Genomic DNA, 19,073 nt, shown 5'->3' with positions numbered 1-19,073 from the left:
AGCCAGCCGCGCAGAACAGTGAGGCGTGAAGGGCTATCGTAACGATCCCCCTTCCCTTCCTCGCTCAGCCCTCCAACTCCGCCCAGCGCTCGAGCAATTCGTCGAGTTCCGCCTGCAGCGCGTCGAGACGTGCAATGGTTTCACCCGTGCGCTCCGGAGTTTGCTGGTAGAACGCCGGCTCTGCAATTTCGGCCTGTACGGCGGCTATGTTTTTCTCGACTGCGTCAATTTTCGCCGGTAGCGCCTCAAGTTCGCGCTGCACCTTGTAGCTCAACTTCTTCTTGGTGGGTGCGGGTTCAGCAGCCGCCGCCGCGGGCTTGGCTTGAGCGGTCTCAGCCTTTTCCTCTTTTGTTTCTTTCGCCTCGGCGACCCCCAAGAGCCTCGGTGAGCCACCCTGACGCAGCCAGTCCTGATAGCCGCCGACATATTCGCGAACGACCCCGTTGCCCTCGAACACCAGCGTGCTGGTAACCACGTTGTCGAGAAACGCCCGGTCGTGGCTGACCATCAGCACCGTGCCCTGGAAAGCGAGCAGGACTTCTTCCAGCAGCTCGAGGGTTTCAACGTCCAGATCGTTGGTCGGTTCGTCGAGCACCAGGAGGTTAGCTGGCTTGCTGAATAACTTAGCCAGCAAGAGACGTGCCCGTTCACCACCGGACAACGCCTTCACCGGCGTGCGGGCGCGCTGCGGGCTGAACAGGAAGTCCCCGAGGTAGCTAAGTACGTGGCGACTCTGACCGTCGATGGTGATGAAGTCCCGCCCTTCGGCCACGTTGTCGATGACGGTTTTTTCCAGTTCCAGCTGGTGACGCAGCTGGTCGAAATACGCCACTTCCAGACGAGTGCCGGCTTCGACTTTACCGCTGGTTGGCTGAAGATCACCTAGCAACAGCTTCAACAGCGTCGTCTTGCCAGTACCGTTGGCCCCGAGCAAGCCGATGCGATCGCCTCGTTGCAGGACCATCGAAAAGTCTCGAATCAGCGGTTCGCCACCGGGATGGGCAAAGCTCGCATGCTCGACGACAATCACCTGCTTGCCGGATTTCTCGGCCGCGTCGATTTGAATATTGGCTTTGCCCTGATGCTCGCGGCGCTCACTGCGCTCAGCGCGCAATGCCTTGAGCGCACGTACACGACCTTCATTACGGGTGCGCCGGGCCTTGATGCCTTGGCGAATCCAGACCTCTTCCTGGGCGAGCTTCTTATCGAACAACGCGTTGGCCGTTTCTTCGGCCGCCATCTGCTGCTCCTTGTGCACCAGGAAGCTGGCGTAATCGCCGTTCCAGTCGATCATGTGCCCACGATCCAATTCCAGGATTCGGGTCGCCAGGTTCTGCAGGAACGCACGGTCGTGCGTGATGAACAGTACAGCCCCGTTGAAGCCCGTCAGCGCCTCTTCCAACCAGGCGATCGCGCCGATATCCAAGTGGTTGGTCGGTTCGTCCAGCAGCAACAGATCGGGCTCGGAGACCAGCGCCTGAGCCAATAACACCCGGCGTCGCCAGCCACCGGAAAGCTCGGCCAGCGTCTTATCGGCTGGCAGCTGCAAACGACTCAGGGTGCTGTCCACCAGCTGTTGCAGACGCCAGCCGTCTTTCGCTTCGAGCTCCTGCTGAACGTGCATCAGCTTGTCCAGGTCAGCTTCGTTCTGGATGTTCTGGCTGAGATGGTGGTAGTCGGCTAACAGCTGACCGACGCCGGCCAAGCCTTCGGCCACCACGTCGAACACGGTCCGCGCGTCGGCGAGCGGGAGCTCTTGAGGCAGCTCGCCGATTTTCAGACCCGGTGCGCGCCAGATCTCACCATCGTCCGGTAGCTGGCTGCCCTTAACCAGGCTAAGCATGCTGGATTTGCCTGTGCCGTTGCGGCCGATGATGCAAACCCGCTCACCTCGCGCAATCTGCCAGGACACGCCATCCAGCAAGGGATTGTTGCCATAGGCGAGGGACACATTGGTCAATTTGAGCAGGGTCATGACTACCTCCGGAAAACAGGGCGCGCAGTCTAGCAGAACGCGCATGGCTGCCGGATGCAACAGAGCGTTTCCAGCCCGTTCCGACGCACCTCGCCAGCAAGCCGAATCAACTGCTTTATCACGGCCGTTCGCGCGATCCAGAGCCGCTAGCGTACGTTCGTCGGAACGTCCTGCTTTATGGGGTTGAAGCGCTTAATCCACGTTTAACTGCCAGGCCGGCCGGGCTAAGCTAGCCACAGCAACTCCATGCCCCCGTCTTCGGAAGTCTCATGCGCGGTCGACTCTCCAGTATCTGTTTTTGCCTCCTGTTCACTGCCATCACACTCCAAACCACTCAAGCCGCCAGTCTTCAGCAGCAACGGCAGTTCTACGACGAAGCCAAACGCGCCCTGGCCAAAGGGGATAGCGGCCCATACCGGCGTTATGCCGCCGCGCTTCGGGATTACCCGCTCGAACCCTATCTGGCATACGACGACTTAACGGCCAGGCTGAAGAGCGCGAGTAATGACGAGGTCGAGAAGTTTCTGGCCGAGCATGGCGACCTGCCTCAGGTCAGCTGGATGAAACTGCGCTGGCTGCGGTTGCTGGCAGCCCGCGGTGACTGGCAACCCTTCGTAGCGCACTACGACCCAAAGATGAACTTCACCGAGCTGGACTGCCTGTTCGGCCAGTATCAGCTCACCAGCGGCCAGACCAAACAGGGCTATGAAACAGCCGAGCGGCTGTGGTTGGTCGGTAAGTCCCAACACAAGGCGTGCGATGCGCTGTTCGAGCGCTGGGAGACTGCAGGGCAGCTAACCGAGACATTGCGCTGGAAGCGCACCAAACTGGCTGTCGAGAGTAGCAATTACGGCCTGGCCAATTTTTTGATTAAGGGCCTGCCGACGCTGAAAAGACACGGCGAGCTATTGGTCGACGTCGCGCAGAAACCGCAGATCCTGGCGCAGACTGACCGCTTCACACCGTCCACCGAGGCCATGGGCGACATCGTCTCGATCGGTCTACGCCGCCTTGCCCGAAAGGATCCGGAGCAAGCGCTCGGCCTGCTCGACAGCTACGCCAGACGCCTGGACTTCTCGACCGAGGAGAAGGTCGCAATCGCGCGGCAGATCGGCTTGACCCTCGCCAAGCGTTTCGACGCCCGCGCGCTGAAAGTCATGGCGGAGTACGATCCCGAATTACGTGACGACACCGTGAGCGAGTGGCGTGCTCGCCTGCTGCTCCGTCTTGGCCGGTGGGACGATGCCCATGCACTGACTCAGCGGTTCCCAGAAGAACTGGCCAACAGCAACCGCTGGCGTTATTGGAAGGCACGCAGCCTGGAGTTGGCCAAGCCCAACAATGAGAGCGCAGCGCAGCTCTATCAGCCGGTTGCGGGCGAGCGGGACTTTTACGGATTCCTCTCGGCCGATCGCATTCAGGCACCTTACAAGCTCAATCATCAGCCGTTGGCGCTTGACCCAAAGATGATCCAGAAGGTGCGGAATACTGCAGGTATTCGTCGCGCCATGGAGTTCCATGCGCGTGGACAGATCGTCGATGGGCGCCGCGAGTGGTATCACGTGAGCCGCCTGTTCAGCCGCGACGAGTTGGTGGCACAGGCGCGACTCGCCTATGACATGGAGTGGTACTTCCCCGCCATCCGTACGATCAGCCAAGCGAAGTATTGGGACGACTTGGATATCCGCTTCCCGATGGCTTATCGCAGCAGCCTGGTCAACGCAGCTAAAGCGCGCGAGATTCATCCGAGTTGGGCATTCGCCATCACCCGGCAGGAAAGTGCATTCATGGCCGATGCTCGCTCGCATGTTGGCGCCACGGGGCTGATGCAATTAATGCCGGCCACCGCGAAGGAAACGGCCAGACGCTTCGACATTCCGCTGTCTTCACAGCAACAAGTGCTGAATCCCAACGTCAATATCCAGCTGGGCGCGGCGTACCTCAGCCAGATCTACGGTCAATTCAAGGGCAATCGGGTGCTGGCTTCTGCCGCGTATAACGCGGGGCCCGGTCGTGTTCGCCAATGGCTGAAGGGCGCCGAGCACCTCCCCTTCGACGTTTGGGTCGAGAACATCCCGTTCGACGAAACCCGCCAATACGTGCAAAACGTCCTGACCTATTCAGTGATCTATGGCCAGAAGCTGAACGCACCGCAACCACTGGTGGAATGGCACGAGCGTTACTTCGACAGCCAATGATGCGCTGAACAGCCGAATGAACGAAGCATTGGCCAGTCGGGTCGGCTTGAGCAGGTAGGGTGGGCTTCAGCCCACCGCTGCTGGCCTCTGCACCGCTGCCTGGCCTCCCTCGGCACCGCTACCCGTCGGCAAGCGCACTGCACAGCTCCATCGTCGACGGACGTCTCCGCTTTACGATGCGCCTAGTTCAATGAACGACTGGACGGTGTCTACAGACCGGAATGTGCGTGAAGGGTCGAGGACTACCCTTAAACCGCCCGACAAGTCAGCCGACCTACTCCAGCACTTCGACAGGCATGCCCACTTTCAGGGAGCCGGTGCCTTCGGCGATCAGATTCTGACCGAAAAACACGCCGCCTTCACCCTTGCGGTAGGTCATCAACGTGGCCAGCGGCTCCCGATCGGCAGCCTTTTCGCCGTTCAGTGGATTGATCGTCGGGATGATGCAGCGTGAGCAAGGTTTGACCACGCGAAACTCAATGTCCCCAATGCGAATGCGCCGCCAACCATCTTCGGCATAAGGTGCCGAGCCGGCCACAATCAGATTCGGCCGAAACCGCCGTGCGTCCAAGAGCTGCCCCACACGTGCTGACAGGTCATCCAGCGATCGTTGGCCGATCAGCAAAAAAGGAAACCCGTCGCTGAACCCAGTCTTTTCGCCGAGACGAGCAAAATCCTGGTCGATCTGAATGCCTTGGCCCGTTGGCAGATAAACCAGCCGGCACGGGCGATCCAGCAGCCGTGTCAACCATGCCGCCGCCGTGTCGCCTGCATCAGCGGCTTGCAGACTTTCACGCCAAATCAGCACACCACGGGTCGCACTGCCCGAGCCAGGAACCGGCACGAACATCGGGTCCATCAAAGGTGCGCTCAGCAGCAACGCCGTTTCGCCCTGCCACCGGGCTGCGAGCAATGCCATTCGAGGCAGCACTCGTTGGGTAAGGAATTTCCCGCTCGCGGCGTCAACCACCATCCAACGGCGGTCGCCGCTCAGACCCAGCTCATCGCACCACCCCTCCTCAAGCGCATCAGCGGAACCGGACTTGAGGGGAAAGCGGTACAACGAGGAAAGGTGCATGCGGACGCCTCGAGGAGTGGTCGGGTTAGCCTGGTTCGTCCAGCAACAAGCGTTCGCGGACGACGTCCACCAGTTTCTCCGGCTGGAACTTGGAAAGGAAGTTGTCGCAGCCGACTTTTTTTACCATTGCCAGATTGAAGCTGCCGGAAAGCGAGGTGTGCAGGACCACATGCAAATCGCGCAGACGAGGATCGTTGCGAATCTCGGTGGTGAGCCGGTAGCCGTCCATTTCCGGCATTTCGGCATCGGTGAACACCATCAACAGGCGATCGGTGAGCACCTCTCCGGCATCCGCCCAGGCCTTGAGCTTGTTCAAGCCCTTCATACCGTCACTGGCGGAGTGAACCGTGATGCCGAGCTGGCTCAACGTCTCGCGCAGTTGCGCCAACGCAACGGTCGAGTCGTCAACGCACAGCACTTCGCGACCCCGCGCGCGCTCGAGAACCGGGTCCGTCAAGCGTTCCGGCGCAATGCTGGTGTTGTAGGGAACAATCTCAGCCAGCACTTTTTCAACGTCGATGACTTCGACAAGCTTGTCGTCAACCTTGGTGATCGCCGTGAGGTAATGTTGGCGTCCGGCGGTCGTCGGCGGGGGCAACACTTCTTCCCAGTTGAGGTTGAGGATGCGCTCCACACCGCCCACCAGAAACGCCTGAACCGAACGGTTGTACTCGGTCACGATGATGGTACTGCGCTCATCCGGCACTAAAGGGCGCAAGCCAATGGCCCGCGACAGATCGATGACCGGCAGCGTCTGACCGCGCAGGTTGACCACACCGCATACCGAACCATGGCGGTGCGGCATGAGCGTCATCTTCGGCAGCTGCACGACCTCCTGAACCTTGAAGACGTTGATTGCGAACTGCTGGCGGCCCGAGAGCCGGAACATGAGGATTTCAAGACGATTCTGCCCCACCAAACGGGTGCGTTGATCGACTGACTCTAGAATGCCGGCCATTGGGGGCTCCTGGCTAAATACGGGACTAAGGAGCTATCGGCCGCAATGCCCTGTGCTTTATGTGTCCGAACAAGTATTTATCAGCCGCCGCAGCATGAGCGGTGGGACAGGCCTGCTTTCATGCGATCTCGTGGTTCGGTGGCGGCAGGGGCTCGTCACGCAACACCGGGCTATCGACCGGTAGGTGCAGCCGCAGCGCTCGGCGCTTTACCGAAAAGTGCATGCGTTTGGCGGCAAACGGCTCGCCATCCAGATTGATATCTATCTCATCCGGCGCATCGACATCGAGCCAAGGCACGCGCGCCGTTACCGATACGGTATCAATCCCAAGCAATCCACCGCTCAGCAATGTACCCAAGGTACCCACCGCATCCGCGGGCGCCGGAACGATACAGATATCCAGCAACCCGTCATCAACCGAAGCCTGAGGGCAAAGTTGCTGCCCACCGCCGGACTGGCGACCATTGCCAATACCCAGCGCAAGAAACTCTCCCTCCCAGGTGAAATCAGGGCCAGCGAAACGTCCCCACGCACTGCGCAGCTCGCTGAACCGCGACAAGCCCGTCAGCAGATAAGCGCTACCACCCAGCATCCGCTTCAATTCATTCGACGTCGTAGCGGTTACCTTGGAGCCGAAACCGCCAGTCGCCATGTTGAGAAAGGGTTCACCGTTCATTTCGCCGACATCAACCCAGGTCGGCTCACGGTTGAGCAGCGTCAGCGCATCGAAGGGTGAAAGCGGGATCTCGGCGGCCTGTGCGAAATCGTTGGCGGTACCCAGCGGCAGCACGGCCATGCTCACATCGGAGCCGCTGTCCAGCAGCGCCTGCACCATTTCACGCACAGTGCCGTCCCCACCGCCAGCCACAAGTGATCTGTACCCCTCAGCAATGGCTTCCGCCACGATACGTGCCGTATCGCCGGGCTCCCAGGTCACCCGGACGGCCAATTCATTTCCAAGCTGGCGCCAGTCATTGACCGCTGCACGCACGTCCTCATTGAGTCCTTGCTTGCCGTGAAGCACGAGCAATGCTTTGGATTCATTCATGCCTTTTTACTTCCATCTGGGGATCCGCCAGATAAGACCCGTTTCGTAGCGGGAAAGTTGTGCAGCCATCGACCTGCATGGCTTAAGCCGATTGCCGGCTGCTAGCGACCACCGGTCAGAACTGCGCTGTCGAAAACACTCATCCCCACGGAAGCCAAGAGTTTTTATTCTTATTTTTCAACGTCTTGTGAATGTCAGTTAATCCTTTCAGTAAGCGCAACACTTTGCGCCGGCGCGGTGAACTCATTTCATGGAAGGCGGTCGGAGCACTAGTCCAGGTGAAGGTTGCGATAGCGGCCTGCCATCAGAACCGCGGATCGCGGCGATCAAAACGAGTATTGAGCTAGCAATAGCCGTAGGAAGGAGCCTTGTATGCGCTTACAGTCCGTTGGAACCCTTGAGTACGCCCACCCCAGTTTCGTCGATTACTTTTTAGCCAGCGTCCGCTTGATTCACGGGCTCACCGCTGTGCTGCCTGGTGTCCTTCTTTTGCTGTTTCTGCCGCTTGAGCTCCCAGCGGGCGGCGGAACCTTCAGCACCTTTCTTATGTTCTTCGGCGTGATCAGCGTCGTCATCTTTCAGTCGGTGGGTATATACAGCGAGGAAGTGTTCAGCACCTTGCTGCGTTTTCGCACGATGCTCGTGGCTTGGGCCGCAGCGTTCAGCCTGTTGATTTTCATGCACCAAGGGCTGGGCATGTTCAGCTACCTGGAAGCCAAGCATCTGACGTTCTGGTTTGTGACCAGCGGCGTTCTGTTCGGCGCAGAGCGACTCATGATGCTCGCACTGTTCCGCCGACTGATGGCCAAGGGCGTCTACCTGCAGAATGCGGTGATCCTCGGCGGCACCGATAACGGCGTACGCGTGGCCGAATACCTCGCTCATCACCGTGACATCCGTACCGGCGTTCTTGGGTTCATCGACGATCGTTTGGAGCGCCTGCCCAAAACGCTGGCTGACCTGCCGCTGCTGGGCAACACCCGTGATTTGGAACAGATGATCCGTGAGGAAAAAGTCACCCAGGTGCTGGTCGCCCTTCCCTGGTTCGCGGACAGCCGCATCGGCCAGGTGATCAACGAGCTGCGCAAGCTGCCAGTGAACGTGCTGCTAGTACCGGACATGGTCGCCTTCCGTCACGCCAACAAGCGCATCACCGAAGTTGGCGGGTTGCCGACGCTGATTGCCTCCGATCTTCCATTACGTGGCTGGTCGCCGATGTTCAAGCGCATCGAAGACATCATCCTTTCAAGCGTGGCCCTGTTGGCCGCTGCACCGGTCATGCTCCTACTTGCACTGGCGATCAAGATCGACTCGCCCGGCCCGGTCCTGTTCAAGCAGAAGCGTTACGGCTACAACAACCGGCTGATCGAAGTCTTCAAGTTCCGCTCGATGTACCACGCCAAGTCGGACGCTAACGCCGAACGCCAAACAACGCGTGACGACGATCGCATCACTCGTGTGGGCCGTTTCATCCGCAAGACCAGCCTCGATGAGCTACCTCAGTTGCTCAACGTCTTCCTGGGTAGCATGTCCATGGTCGGCCCTCGCCCACATGCGACCGCCACCAAGGCCGCCGGCGTGCTGTTCGAGGATGCCGTTTCTGAATACTCCGCACGCCATCGCGTGAAGCCTGGGATCACAGGCTGGGCCCAGATCAACGGTTACCGTGGCGAGACCGACACGCTCGAAAAAATCGAGAAACGCGTCGAATACGATCTGGACTACATCGAGCGCTGGTCCGTCTGGTTCGACATCTACATCCTCGCCCGAACCATACCCGCTCTGCTGTTCAACAGGGACGTCTACTGACTGCCGCACACGCATTGATCAGCGCCATCACGGCACACGCCAAATTCATGCGCGAGCACCGCAGGAAGATTGAACTAATGAAGACAGCAATTATCAGATTTGCGTTCTGTCACGCGCATGCCCAACTGCCCGTAAACCCAGGGCTGCGAGGCTAGCGAGATGTTCCAGAACATATTGATCGTCTGTGTCGGTAACATCTGTAGAAGCCCAGCGGCAGAAGCGTTGTTGATTCACAGACTCCAGGGAAAAGGCCTGACCGTAACCTCGGCAGGCATAGGTGCATTAGTAGGCAACCCAATGGATAAGACCGCACACGAAGTGCTTACCGAACACGGGTTGGAACACAGAACCCACCGTGCCCGACAGGTCGATAGCGACATGCTTCACCACGCTGACCTGATCCTCGCCATGGAACAGAGCCACATCCAGCATATCCGCCAGATAGCGCCTGAAGTCCATGGCAAGACCTTTCTGATGGGTAAATGGCTAGACGGCATGGAAATTCCGGATCCCTTTCGTCAATCCAAGCCCGCATTCGAACATGTTCATAGCCTTCTGACGCAGTCTGTCGAAAGCTGGCTTCCTTACCTGAAATAAGAAGAAGGAACTTCAATGACCACCATGCCGCGACCCATTTACGAAACCAAAGAGGATAAGGATATTGACCTTGCCCACCTCTTTGACACCTTCCTCAACAACCGCGCACTCATCCTCACGATAACCGGGTTCTTCGCAGCATTGGGCATCGCCTACGCGCTGCTGGCCACACCCGTTTATCTCGCCAGCGCAATGATTCAGATTGAGCCAAAGAACGGCTTGCCGAGCCTCACTGATGTGGTAGGGACTGCGCCGGCTGTATCACCCGCACAGACCGAGATCGCACTGCTCAAGTCGCGTTCCGTGGTCGGTGGTGCCGTGGAGGCGCTGAATCTCGACATCCTCATTGAGCCGCACCATTTCCCAGTGATCGGCGGCTTCATCTATCGCCGTTTCGTGCCGTCCGAGGAAGGTGAGCTCGGCTGGTATCCAGAAGGATTCGAATCCTATGCCTGGGGTGGCGAGTCGCTGCGCGTAACGCAGCTGATCGTGCCTGACCAGATGCATGGTGAGGAACTGACGCTGGAAGCGGCAGAGAACAATGGGTTTATCCTGCGCGACACGGAAGGTGAAGTCGTTGCCCAGGGAGTGGTTGGCGAACCTGTCGAAACACCTGACTACGGCATCACCGTCGCTGAATTCAACGCGCGTCCAGGTACCACCTTCAGCGTTACCAAGAACCGGACCTATGCCACGACCGAGGACTACCAGGAGCGCCTGGCCGCGGGAGAACGCGGTAAGCAGTCCGGCATCGTTAGCGTAACGCTGGAAGACACGGACCCGGCCAAGGCCATCCTCGTACTGGAGGAAGTGGCGCAGCGTTACGTCGACCAGAACGTCGCACGCAACGCCGCGGAAGCGACTCAGAGCCTGGAATTCCTGAGCGAACAGGTTCCGGAAGTACGCAAGAAGCTCGACGCGGCACAAACCGCGTTGAACAAGTACCAGACCGGCAATCGCTCAGTCGATATCTCGGCGGAAACCCAATCTGTACTGGATCGCATCGTCGATCTGGAAAAGCAGATCTCCGAGCAGAACCTCAAGCGCACCGAGATGGAGCGCCGCTTTACCCGCCAGCATCCGAACTTCCAGGCCCTGATGAACCAGATCAATCAACTGCAAACGCAGAAGACTGAGCTGGAAAAACAGATCGGCACCCTACCCTCGACCCAGCAAGAGCTGCTGCGTCTGACCCGTGATGTCGAAGTGTCGTCTGAAACCTACTCGATGCTGCTGAACAAGACCCAGGAACTCGACATCATCCGTGCCGGTACCGTGGGCAACGTCCACATTGTCGACCACGCAGCAGCAGACATCGACAAACCGATCAAGCCGAACAAACCATTGATCGTCATCGTTGCCACCCTGCTCGGCGCGATCCTGGCCATTGCTTTCGTCTATGTACGCGAAGCGCTCAAGCGCGGCGTGGAGAACCCCGAAGAAATCGAGCGCGTCGGTATTCCGGTTTACGCTGCGATCCCCTTCAGTGAGAAGCAAGGGTCACTCGAAAAACGCTTGGCCAACTTCAAGCGGGACAAGAGCAGCGCCTCGTATCTGTTGACCATCAATGATCCGGCCGATCTGGCAACCGAAGCCATGCGCAGCCTGCGTACCAGCTTGCACTTCGCCATGATCGAGGCGAAGAACAACATCCTGATGATTACCGGTCCGAGCCCGGCAGTCGGCAAGTCGTTCGTAACGAGTAACCTGGCGGCCGTCATCGCACAGTCCGGCAAGAAAGTCCTGCTGGTTGATGCTGACATGCGTAAGGGATACCTGCACAAGGTCATGCGTTGTCAGGGCGAGAAAGGTCTTTCCGACATTCTGTCCGGCCGTATCACGCTTTTTGACGCCATTCAGAAGACTCAGCTGAATAACCTGCACGTGATCACTCACGGTCAGTTGCCGCCGAACCCGTCCGAGCTGTTGATGCACGAGAACTTCTCTCGCTTCGTCAAAGAGATCAGCACCATGTACGACATGGTCATCTTTGATACCCCGCCTATCCTCGCCGTCACCGATGCGGCACTTGTCGGAAGCCAGGCCGGAACCACGCTGATGGTGACCCGCTACGGCCTGAACGGCGTGAAGGAAATCGAAGTGGCCAAGCGCCGCCTCGAGCAGAACGGACTCATGGTCAAAGGTGTCATCTTCAACGCCGTCATTCGCAAGGCCTCGAATTACAGCGAGTACGGTTACTACCAGTACGAATACCAGAGCAAGTGACCCGAACCCGATATGCGGTGCATATCGGGTCTAACGAAGCTCTGTCGCTCCCCACCCGCATTGATCCCGCCTCGTTCGCCCGGATTTCCAGGCGAACGGCTGGCATCGGCATCCCTATGGGGATGACAGTCGGGAGCCACGCCCCAAGACTCTACTGGAGATCAAGGTAAAATATGGACCGTCGCTTTCTTTCACCACTATTGAGCGCCATACCATTGATTGCCGGCCTGACGCTTTTCGGTTCCGTTTCGACCGTGCAGGCTGAAACCGGCGAAAAGAAACCGGGTATCGATCTGATCGGTATAAATATGTCCGGTGCCAATTTCGCGCCGCATATAACACCTGGCAAAGTCGGCACCAACTATTTCTATCCAGAAAAGAAATACTTTAAGTATTACGCAGACAAGAATATTCGCCTGATTCGTTTTCCATTCATATGGGAGCGCCTGCAGCATGATTTGTACAAGGGCATAAACTTCGATCAGGTACGTCTGCTACGCAGGACACTTGACTATGCGGCAGCGCATAACCAGAAAATCATTTTGGATATGCACAACTATGCGCGATACAAGGGAAAACTGATCGGCTCGCCCGAAGTCCCTTACGAAGCCTACGCAAGCGTCTGGCGGAAACTCGCAGAACAGTTTAAAGATCACCCAGCACTGCTGGGCTACGACATCATGAACGAACCCTACTCGACCGACGGCTTGTGGCCGGCCGCGGCACAGGCCGCGGTCGACGCGATCCGCCAGGTCGATATGGAGACACCGATTTTCGTGGAAGGCGACCGCTGGGCCAGTACGTTTCACTGGCGCAAGGTCAACGAAGACTTCCTGATCGAAGATCCGGCAAACAACATTATTTACGAAGGGCATATGTACTTCGACAAGGACTTCTCGGGGCGCTACGCGTCTGAGGAAATAGTCGATCCGATGCTTGGCGTGGAGCGCGCGCGGCCTTTTGTTGAATGGCTGAAGGAGCACAACGTGAAAGGCTTCCTGGGCGAATACGGTGTGCCCGCGCATTCCGAGTCGATGCTGGTCGCGATGGACAATTTGCTCGCTTACCTGAACGAAAACTGCATTCCCAGCGCCTATTGGGCCGGCGGTCCGGGCTGGGGTGATTACGTCATGGCGATTGAGCCAGTGGGCGGCAAGGACAGGCCGCAGATGCAGGTTTTGCAAAAGCACCTGTCAAACACCTGCACCGAGTTTGGACCCACGCCAAAACCGTAACCCGATTTCGCTTCGCCTTTCGTCAGACTGCGGCGGTCGCGAGAGGCGATGTGAGACACCGTCGTATATTTTTGGCAAATCCCAAGATTCAAACGCAACCCCACCACGAACCGGTTGTCCATAGTTCAGTCGAGCATAGTGGGTCAGTACGAGCGGAACTCAAACGGCCCCGCGGTTTCGAAGCGTTTGGTACGGGACGCGCTGGCAGATTGTAAAAAATCACCAAATCAGCTGTTCGTAGAGTCACGACGCATCGAAGGCATCAGCAGAGCAAAGTCAAAAGCTTGAGTTTGTTGCGACGTAGTTAACTGGACAAATGAGACGCACCTAAGGACCCAGGTGATGACAAACATTAGCTCAAAATTCTTTTATTTCCCGTTGGCCGTCCTGGCGATCATCCTGCACTTCTCCGTGTTTGGCGACAGCACTCACAACCCTATTGGCTTTAAATTTCTTAACGAACTTTACCTGGCCATTTGCCTTGGTGCGTCAATTCTCCTGATTCTCGCCAGCACCGAAACCACGGCCAGGGAATTTCGCATCCTTACCTATTACGCCTGTTTCAGCGTGCTGGTGTTTACCGTATTGCCGGCAGTCTTCGCGTATTACACTTTTGGCCAGCCCATCATGTATGGCTTGATTGAAGAGCGAAGAATCCTTTTTGCGTTCGGTTTCGTGCCTCTGCTGCTGCTCGCCAAGCACATCAGCGTCTCGCAGTTTGAACGCTCGATCATCTACGCAGCGCTCTTGGCCGTAGTGCTTTCCTGGGCGTTCAAGTTTGGTTTGATCCCGGATCTGCGCGAAGAGCAGACCGCCTGGGACCGCCCAGATCGGTCCTCTATCGGCCCGTTTCTAATCTGTTTCGCCTATTTCTATTGCATACAGATTTGGGCTAAAGGCAAGTCACCGATCAATGGTGACGCCCGTCTGCGAAACTTCTATCTGGTTGTCGCTGCAGTGCTGCTGCTTACGTTGGTTTTTGCCACTCAAACCCGACAGCTCATCGTCCTTTGCCTGGCCTTTACGTTGTTTTCGTTGCGAGCCAAAGCCGTCGTATGGGCAGCCTCGCTCTGCGTTCTCTTGTCACCGTTCTTCTTCTTCCCCGAACTCCTTGAAATTCTCGGCCTCAATGTCGAGTTCTACGGCAGCAACCTGGAAGGTGATGTTGAAGACGGTGTTCGAATTAATACAATTGCATCGGTTTTCAGTCACCTTGACCTGGTCAACTGGCTCCCTAGCGGCTCGCTGTCACTGATGTGGCAGGACGGCTTCATTCCTTATTTCGGCGAACACTTCTTCCTTTCGGACATCGGCATTATCGGCACGCTGTTTCGTTTCGGCTTTCTGACCTTCTTCCTGGTCCCGCTGTCGTTGTACGTCTATCAACGTATCGCCCGAAACATCAATCCCGACATGGGATTTAGCTACGCAGTAATACTTGCATTTTTCGTGATCTGGCCACTTCAGGGATTATTTGAATACCTGCAGCCGGTCATCTGTTTGCTTTTCGTTATACATGCTCTGAGAGCACGCCATCTACGCAGCAAGGAACGAGTACATGAACGTCGCGCTTATTCTCAACTACAAAGCTGCTACTGAAACGATCAGCTGCGCGGAAAGCCTTCTCACCCATTGTCCGACCGTCGACCACATCGTCATCGTCGACAATGACTCTCAGGACGGCTCCGCTCTAGCGTTTCAACAATGGCAGGACGAAAAGCCGTCTGCCAAGGTGACGCTGCTCTCCAACCCCGAAAATAACGGCTATGCCGGGGGGAATAATTATGGCCTTCGCTGGGCGATGGCGAACCTGCAGCCCGAGTATTTCTGGGTGATCAATAACGACACCTATGTCGACAGCGACGCGTTCTCCCCACTACTCGAGGCATTGCAGCAGAACGAACGGCAGTTCGTCGGTTCACTCGTGCTAAGCGCCGATACGGGCCGTCTCGAATGTTACGGTGGTGGAAAGCTGTATCCGATTTTTGGCAAGGCTCGGCTGCTTGGAAAGGATCAAAGCATCGAAGCCTCCGAGCAACAGCATCCTAAGCACAACCCGGACTACATCATGGGTTGCAGCCTTGCGTTTTCCGCTGCGCTCACTGAAGAGATCGGCCTGATGGATGAGGAATACTTCATGTATTTCGAAGAAGTGGACTGGCAATACCGTGCGAAGCGCTTTGGGATTTCATCCAAAGTTATCCCTGAAAGTCGCTTGTTCCATTATGGCTCGCTCAGCCTTGGAAGCCGCTCGGCGTTCTACCACTACTACCGCAACCGCGCAGCTACTCGCTTCAACAAACGTTTCTACGGCCCAGTGTTCGCGGTCGTTTCCGCATTTCTGCTCTCGGCCGTTACGACGATCAAGGAATACAGGAATCCCACCCTCGCCTGGTCGGGTATCAAGGGCGCCTTCAAGGGAGTAGCAATGAGTGTCGAGTGATACTAATGCGTTCGGAATAGACTTCTATTCCGGCAATAAGAAAACTTTATTGAGCTGCATCCGCGAGGGTGTCAAACAGCCCTATTCGTTTGTGGTAACGCCGAACGTTGACCACCTCGTTCAACTTGAGCATGACGAACAGCTGCGCGACGCCTATGCCAAAGCACGCTGGAGGCTCTGTGACAGTCGCATTCTGCTGTCGTTACTGACCCGCCTTGGCGTGCATCTGGATGAGGCCATTCCTGGCAGCGACCTGACCCTCGATCTGCTCAAGTGGGCAGATAGCGAACGCCTGCGTGTAGTGTTGATAGGTTCCGTGCAATCCGAAGCCGAAAAGCTCAGGGCTATCTATCCGGGCATCGTTCTTCATCACTACAACCCGCCGATGGGCTTTATCAAAAAGCCAGAGGAGGTGCAGAAGTGCTTGCAGTTCGTCCGCGAGCACCCTTCTGAACTGGTGCTGTACGCCGTGGGCACACCACGTGGAGAAGTCCTGGCTGCAGCAACTCAACCCAGTGAACGGACAGGTATGGGCTTCAGTATCGGCGCGTCCATTTCCTTTGCGACAGGCACGATCAAGCGAGCGCCAAAGTGGATGCGCGAATACAAGCTCGAGTGGCTCCATCGCATGTGCATGGAACCCCGCCGTCTAGCCAAGCGTTATTGGATTGATGCCATGTACATCGTCCCGGCCTACCTGCGCGAGAAAAATGCCAGACAAAAAGCCAGCCCCGCAAAACAGGAGTCCTGAGCGAACGTCAAAGACGACCTTCGCCCTGCATGTTTGCGAAGCAGGGTGCGATCAAACAAGCGTAACTAATTGACGATGCCTCGCTGCTTCTCAGCGCACGTGCCAGGCAAGGGCGAAGCACCGTCGCTTTAAAAAACTAACCTCATACAGGGAAGAAAATGAAAGCAATCATCACGGGCATTACTGGTCAAGACGGCGCGTACCTGGCAGAGCTTCTATTGGAAAAAGGCTACACCGTATATGGCACCTTTCGTCGCACCAGCTCCGTAAACTTCTGGCGCATCGAAGAGCTTGGCATCGACAAGCACCCCAACCTGCACCTCGTCGAGTACGACCTGACCGACCTTTCTTCCAGCATCCGCCTGCTGCAGACGACCGGCGCAACCGAAGTCTATAACCTCGCGGCACAGAGCTTCGTAGGCGTTTCCTTCGAACAGCCTCTGACCACGCTGGACATCACCGGCGCGGGCGCCGTGAACCTGCTCGAAGCCATTCGCATCGTTAATCCGAAGATCCGCTTTTATCAGGCATCGACTTCTGAGATGTTCGGTAAGGTCCAAGCCATTCCACAGCTGGAAACCACACCGTTCTACCCTCGCAGCCCCTATGGTGTCGCCAAGCTCTACGCTCACTGGATGACGATCAACTATCGAGAGTCGTACGACATATTTGGCTGCAGCGGCATTCTCTTCAACCATGAGTCCCCGCTTCGTGGCCGCGAGTTCGTTACTCGGAAAATCACCGATTCGGTAGCGAAGATCAAACTGGGGCAACTAGATGTGCTCGAGCTGGGCAACATCGACGCGAAGCGTGATTGGGGCTTTGCCAAGGAGTACGTCGAAGGCATGTGGCGCATGCTGCAGGCTGATGAGCCCGACGTGTTCGTACTGGCGACCAACCGTACCGAGACCGTGCGTGACTTTGTCACGCTGGCCTTCAAGGCGGTCGATATCGAGCTTGAGTGGAAAGGCTCGGGTGAACAGGAACAGGCGATCGACACCGCCACGGGCAAGGTCGTTATGCGCGTGAATCCGAAGTTTTACCGGCCGGCCGAAGTTGACCTGCTGATTGGCAATCCGCAGAAAGCGAAAGATATCCTGGGATGGGAACCCAAAACCTCCCTGGAACAACTGTGCCGCATGATGGTTGACGCCGATATGCGCCGGAATCAGCAAGGCTTTTCGTTCTAAGCCAATCGGCTGACGGCCAAAGATGCCGTACGGGCGCATTGACGTTTCCAACGCATTCGCTCCTGTACCGCACCGCCGGGTGCCTTCGGCCTCATTAGTAAGCTTACTGATGGGACACGATCGGCTTTATCAGGGCGGGTTGCTATTTCGGCAGCCCGTACCGATCCACCGTCGCTAGTAACCGGGACGCAACATCTCATGCTTATACCAGGGACTACTCGCTCCGCTGAAATTGGACTTTCACCCCACCGGGAAGATCATGCGTAAAGTGCTGATTACCGGCGTTACCGGTTTTACCGGACGCTATATGGCAGAAGAGCTCGCCGCATGCGGCTACGAAGTTCATGGCCTCAGCTATCGCCAACCCGCCGGCGACCTGCCTGCGGCAGTTTCAGCCATTCATTGCTGCGCCTTGAATGACCCCGAGTTGCTGCGGACATTGCTGGCAGAAATAAGACCGACGTACGTTGTTCACCTCGCAGCAGTGTCATTCGTCGCTCACACTGACGCGGATGGCATCTACAACGCCAACCTCCTCGGCACTCGCCACCTTCTCGAAGCGCTACGCACAACCACGACCAATCTCGAAGGAGTGCTGTTGGCGAGTAGCGCGAACGTATACGGCAACGCGACCGAAGGCGTGCTTGACGAGAATGCAACCTTCGCTCCAGCCAATGATTACGCGGTAAGTAAAGTTGCGATGGAGTTTCTCGCGAGGCTTTACCAAGGACGGCTACCCATCATTGTCAGTCGCCCGTTCAATTACACCGGTGTTGGCCAGGCTGAACAGTTTTTAGTACCGAAGATCGTCGCGCACACCCGACGGCGCGCAGACATTATCGAGCTGGGAAATCTCGATATCGCTCGCGACTTCTGCGATGTTCGCCAGGTTGTACAGGCCTACCGACGCCTGCTCGAAACACCTGCCGCGATTGGCGAAACCGTCAATATCTGCTCAGGCTCCGCCTATACGCTTCAGTATGTACTTGAGCAGGCGGCAGCCATCTCCGGGCACCGGCTGGAGGTCAGGGTCAATCCAGCCTTTGTACGCAGTTCGGATGTAAAAAATCTCTTCGGTTGCCGGACCAAGCTGGACTCGCTCATTGGCAGCACGCCGCTCATTGAGCTGCGAGACACGCTGCGCTGGATGATCGAACAACCGTCCAGGAATTAATTACCAGTAGTCCAAGATTTACGCGCTGCCAACATCGAGCCCTCAACACAGTGCTAACTCGAAGTTGGCCGGTGCGCTTATTGATGTGCAACTGCGGTGCGGAAACGTGCGCCGTAACTGGTCTCTGCAGGATTACGGCGTCGGCTGCGTTTACACCGCGATCCGAGGCCAGGCTCGATAATGATCAATCGCCCGTTCCAGACAGGTTCTAATGTGTCGTGCAGCAATCTTCCCTGCATCAACGCCTCATTTATGCACCTCGTCTTGAACCCCGGAGAAACGGAGCGGTCTATGGCTACTGAGCAGCAAGGCTGCCTGCACAGTCTGGTGAAGTTGCTAGGCAGGGTTGAGCGACTATCTGAGTAGATCGCTCTTTCGTATAGAAAGAAGT

Annotated in this window: 14 protein-coding genes; 10 read left to right on the top strand and 4 right to left on the bottom strand. The window is 57.1% G+C overall.

What is annotated here, in order from left to right:
* Positions 1-64: 64 nt before the first annotated feature.
* Positions 65-1,975 (bottom strand): ATP-binding cassette domain-containing protein, encoded by a 1,911-nt coding sequence (locus K4O48_RS08255; protein WP_222911539.1) that lies wholly within the window; start codon positions 1,973-1,975, stop codon positions 65-67.
* Between the two features lie 269 nt (positions 1,976-2,244).
* On the opposite strand from K4O48_RS08255, the gene K4O48_RS08250 reads away from it, so the two are divergent.
* Entirely contained in the window at positions 2,245-4,173 is a 1,929-nt protein-coding gene (locus K4O48_RS08250) for a transglycosylase SLT domain-containing protein (RefSeq protein WP_222911538.1), read from the top strand.
* A 274-nt stretch (positions 4,174-4,447) separates the two neighbouring features.
* Here the strand turns inward: K4O48_RS08250 and K4O48_RS08245 are convergent, their stop codons facing one another.
* From K4O48_RS08245 to yegS, 3 genes are all read right to left on the bottom strand, one after another.
* Positions 4,448-5,251, bottom strand: a complete 804-nt coding sequence (locus K4O48_RS08245) for an MOSC domain-containing protein (RefSeq protein WP_222911537.1) — start codon at positions 5,249-5,251, stop codon at positions 4,448-4,450.
* A 25-nt stretch (positions 5,252-5,276) separates the two neighbouring features.
* Positions 5,277-6,209 (bottom strand): chemotaxis protein CheV, encoded by a 933-nt coding sequence (locus K4O48_RS08240; RefSeq protein WP_222911536.1) that lies wholly within the window; start codon positions 6,207-6,209, stop codon positions 5,277-5,279.
* 118 nt (positions 6,210-6,327) lie between these two features.
* Entirely contained in the window at positions 6,328-7,257 is a 930-nt protein-coding gene (gene yegS, locus K4O48_RS08235; RefSeq protein ID WP_222911535.1) for a lipid kinase YegS, read from the bottom strand.
* 372 nt (positions 7,258-7,629) lie between these two features.
* Between yegS and K4O48_RS08230 the strand changes: the two genes are divergently transcribed.
* The 9 genes from K4O48_RS08230 (at position 7,630) to K4O48_RS08190 (ending at position 18,682) form a co-directional block, all read left to right on the top strand.
* On the top strand, positions 7,630-9,066 hold the full coding sequence (locus tag K4O48_RS08230) for an undecaprenyl-phosphate glucose phosphotransferase (RefSeq protein WP_222911534.1): 1,437 nt from the start codon (positions 7,630-7,632) through the stop codon (positions 9,064-9,066).
* Between the two features lie 159 nt (positions 9,067-9,225).
* The gene (locus K4O48_RS08225; protein ID WP_222911533.1) at positions 9,226-9,663 is read left to right on the top strand and encodes a low molecular weight protein-tyrosine-phosphatase; all 438 of its coding nucleotides are present in this window, start codon (positions 9,226-9,228) and stop codon (positions 9,661-9,663) included.
* A gap of 15 nt (positions 9,664-9,678) precedes the next feature.
* Positions 9,679-11,889 (top strand): polysaccharide biosynthesis tyrosine autokinase, encoded by a 2,211-nt coding sequence (locus K4O48_RS08220; protein WP_222911532.1) that lies wholly within the window; start codon positions 9,679-9,681, stop codon positions 11,887-11,889.
* A 173-nt stretch (positions 11,890-12,062) separates the two neighbouring features.
* Positions 12,063-13,124, top strand: a complete 1,062-nt coding sequence (locus K4O48_RS08215) for a glycoside hydrolase family 5 protein (protein ID WP_222911531.1) — start codon at positions 12,063-12,065, stop codon at positions 13,122-13,124.
* Between the two features lie 342 nt (positions 13,125-13,466).
* Positions 13,467-14,723: a hypothetical protein gene (locus K4O48_RS08210; protein ID WP_222911530.1), complete on the top strand. Its 1,257-nt coding sequence runs from the start codon at positions 13,467-13,469 to the stop codon at positions 14,721-14,723.
* Positions 14,683-15,567 (top strand): glycosyltransferase family 2 protein, encoded by an 885-nt coding sequence (locus tag K4O48_RS08205; RefSeq protein ID WP_222911529.1) that lies wholly within the window; start codon positions 14,683-14,685, stop codon positions 15,565-15,567. The genes K4O48_RS08210 and K4O48_RS08205 overlap by 41 nt, the downstream gene beginning before the upstream one ends.
* The gene (locus K4O48_RS08200) at positions 15,557-16,318 is read left to right on the top strand and encodes a WecB/TagA/CpsF family glycosyltransferase (RefSeq protein ID WP_222911528.1); all 762 of its coding nucleotides are present in this window, start codon (positions 15,557-15,559) and stop codon (positions 16,316-16,318) included. The genes K4O48_RS08205 and K4O48_RS08200 overlap by 11 nt, the downstream gene beginning before the upstream one ends.
* Before the next feature lie 158 nt (positions 16,319-16,476).
* On the top strand, positions 16,477-17,508 hold the full coding sequence (gene gmd / locus K4O48_RS08195; protein WP_222911527.1) for a GDP-mannose 4,6-dehydratase: 1,032 nt from the start codon (positions 16,477-16,479) through the stop codon (positions 17,506-17,508).
* A 259-nt stretch (positions 17,509-17,767) separates the two neighbouring features.
* On the top strand, positions 17,768-18,682 hold the full coding sequence (locus tag K4O48_RS08190) for a GDP-mannose 4,6-dehydratase (protein WP_222911526.1): 915 nt from the start codon (positions 17,768-17,770) through the stop codon (positions 18,680-18,682).
* Positions 18,683-19,073: the final 391 nt, after the last annotated feature.

This window comes from Pseudomonas sp. DNDY-54 (assembly GCF_019880365.1).
GTDB classification, from domain to species: Bacteria; Pseudomonadota; Gammaproteobacteria; order Pseudomonadales; family Pseudomonadaceae; genus Stutzerimonas; species Stutzerimonas stutzeri_P.
Note: the sequence above shows the minus strand (reverse complement) of the source record. Positions and strands in the feature narration are given on the sequence as shown.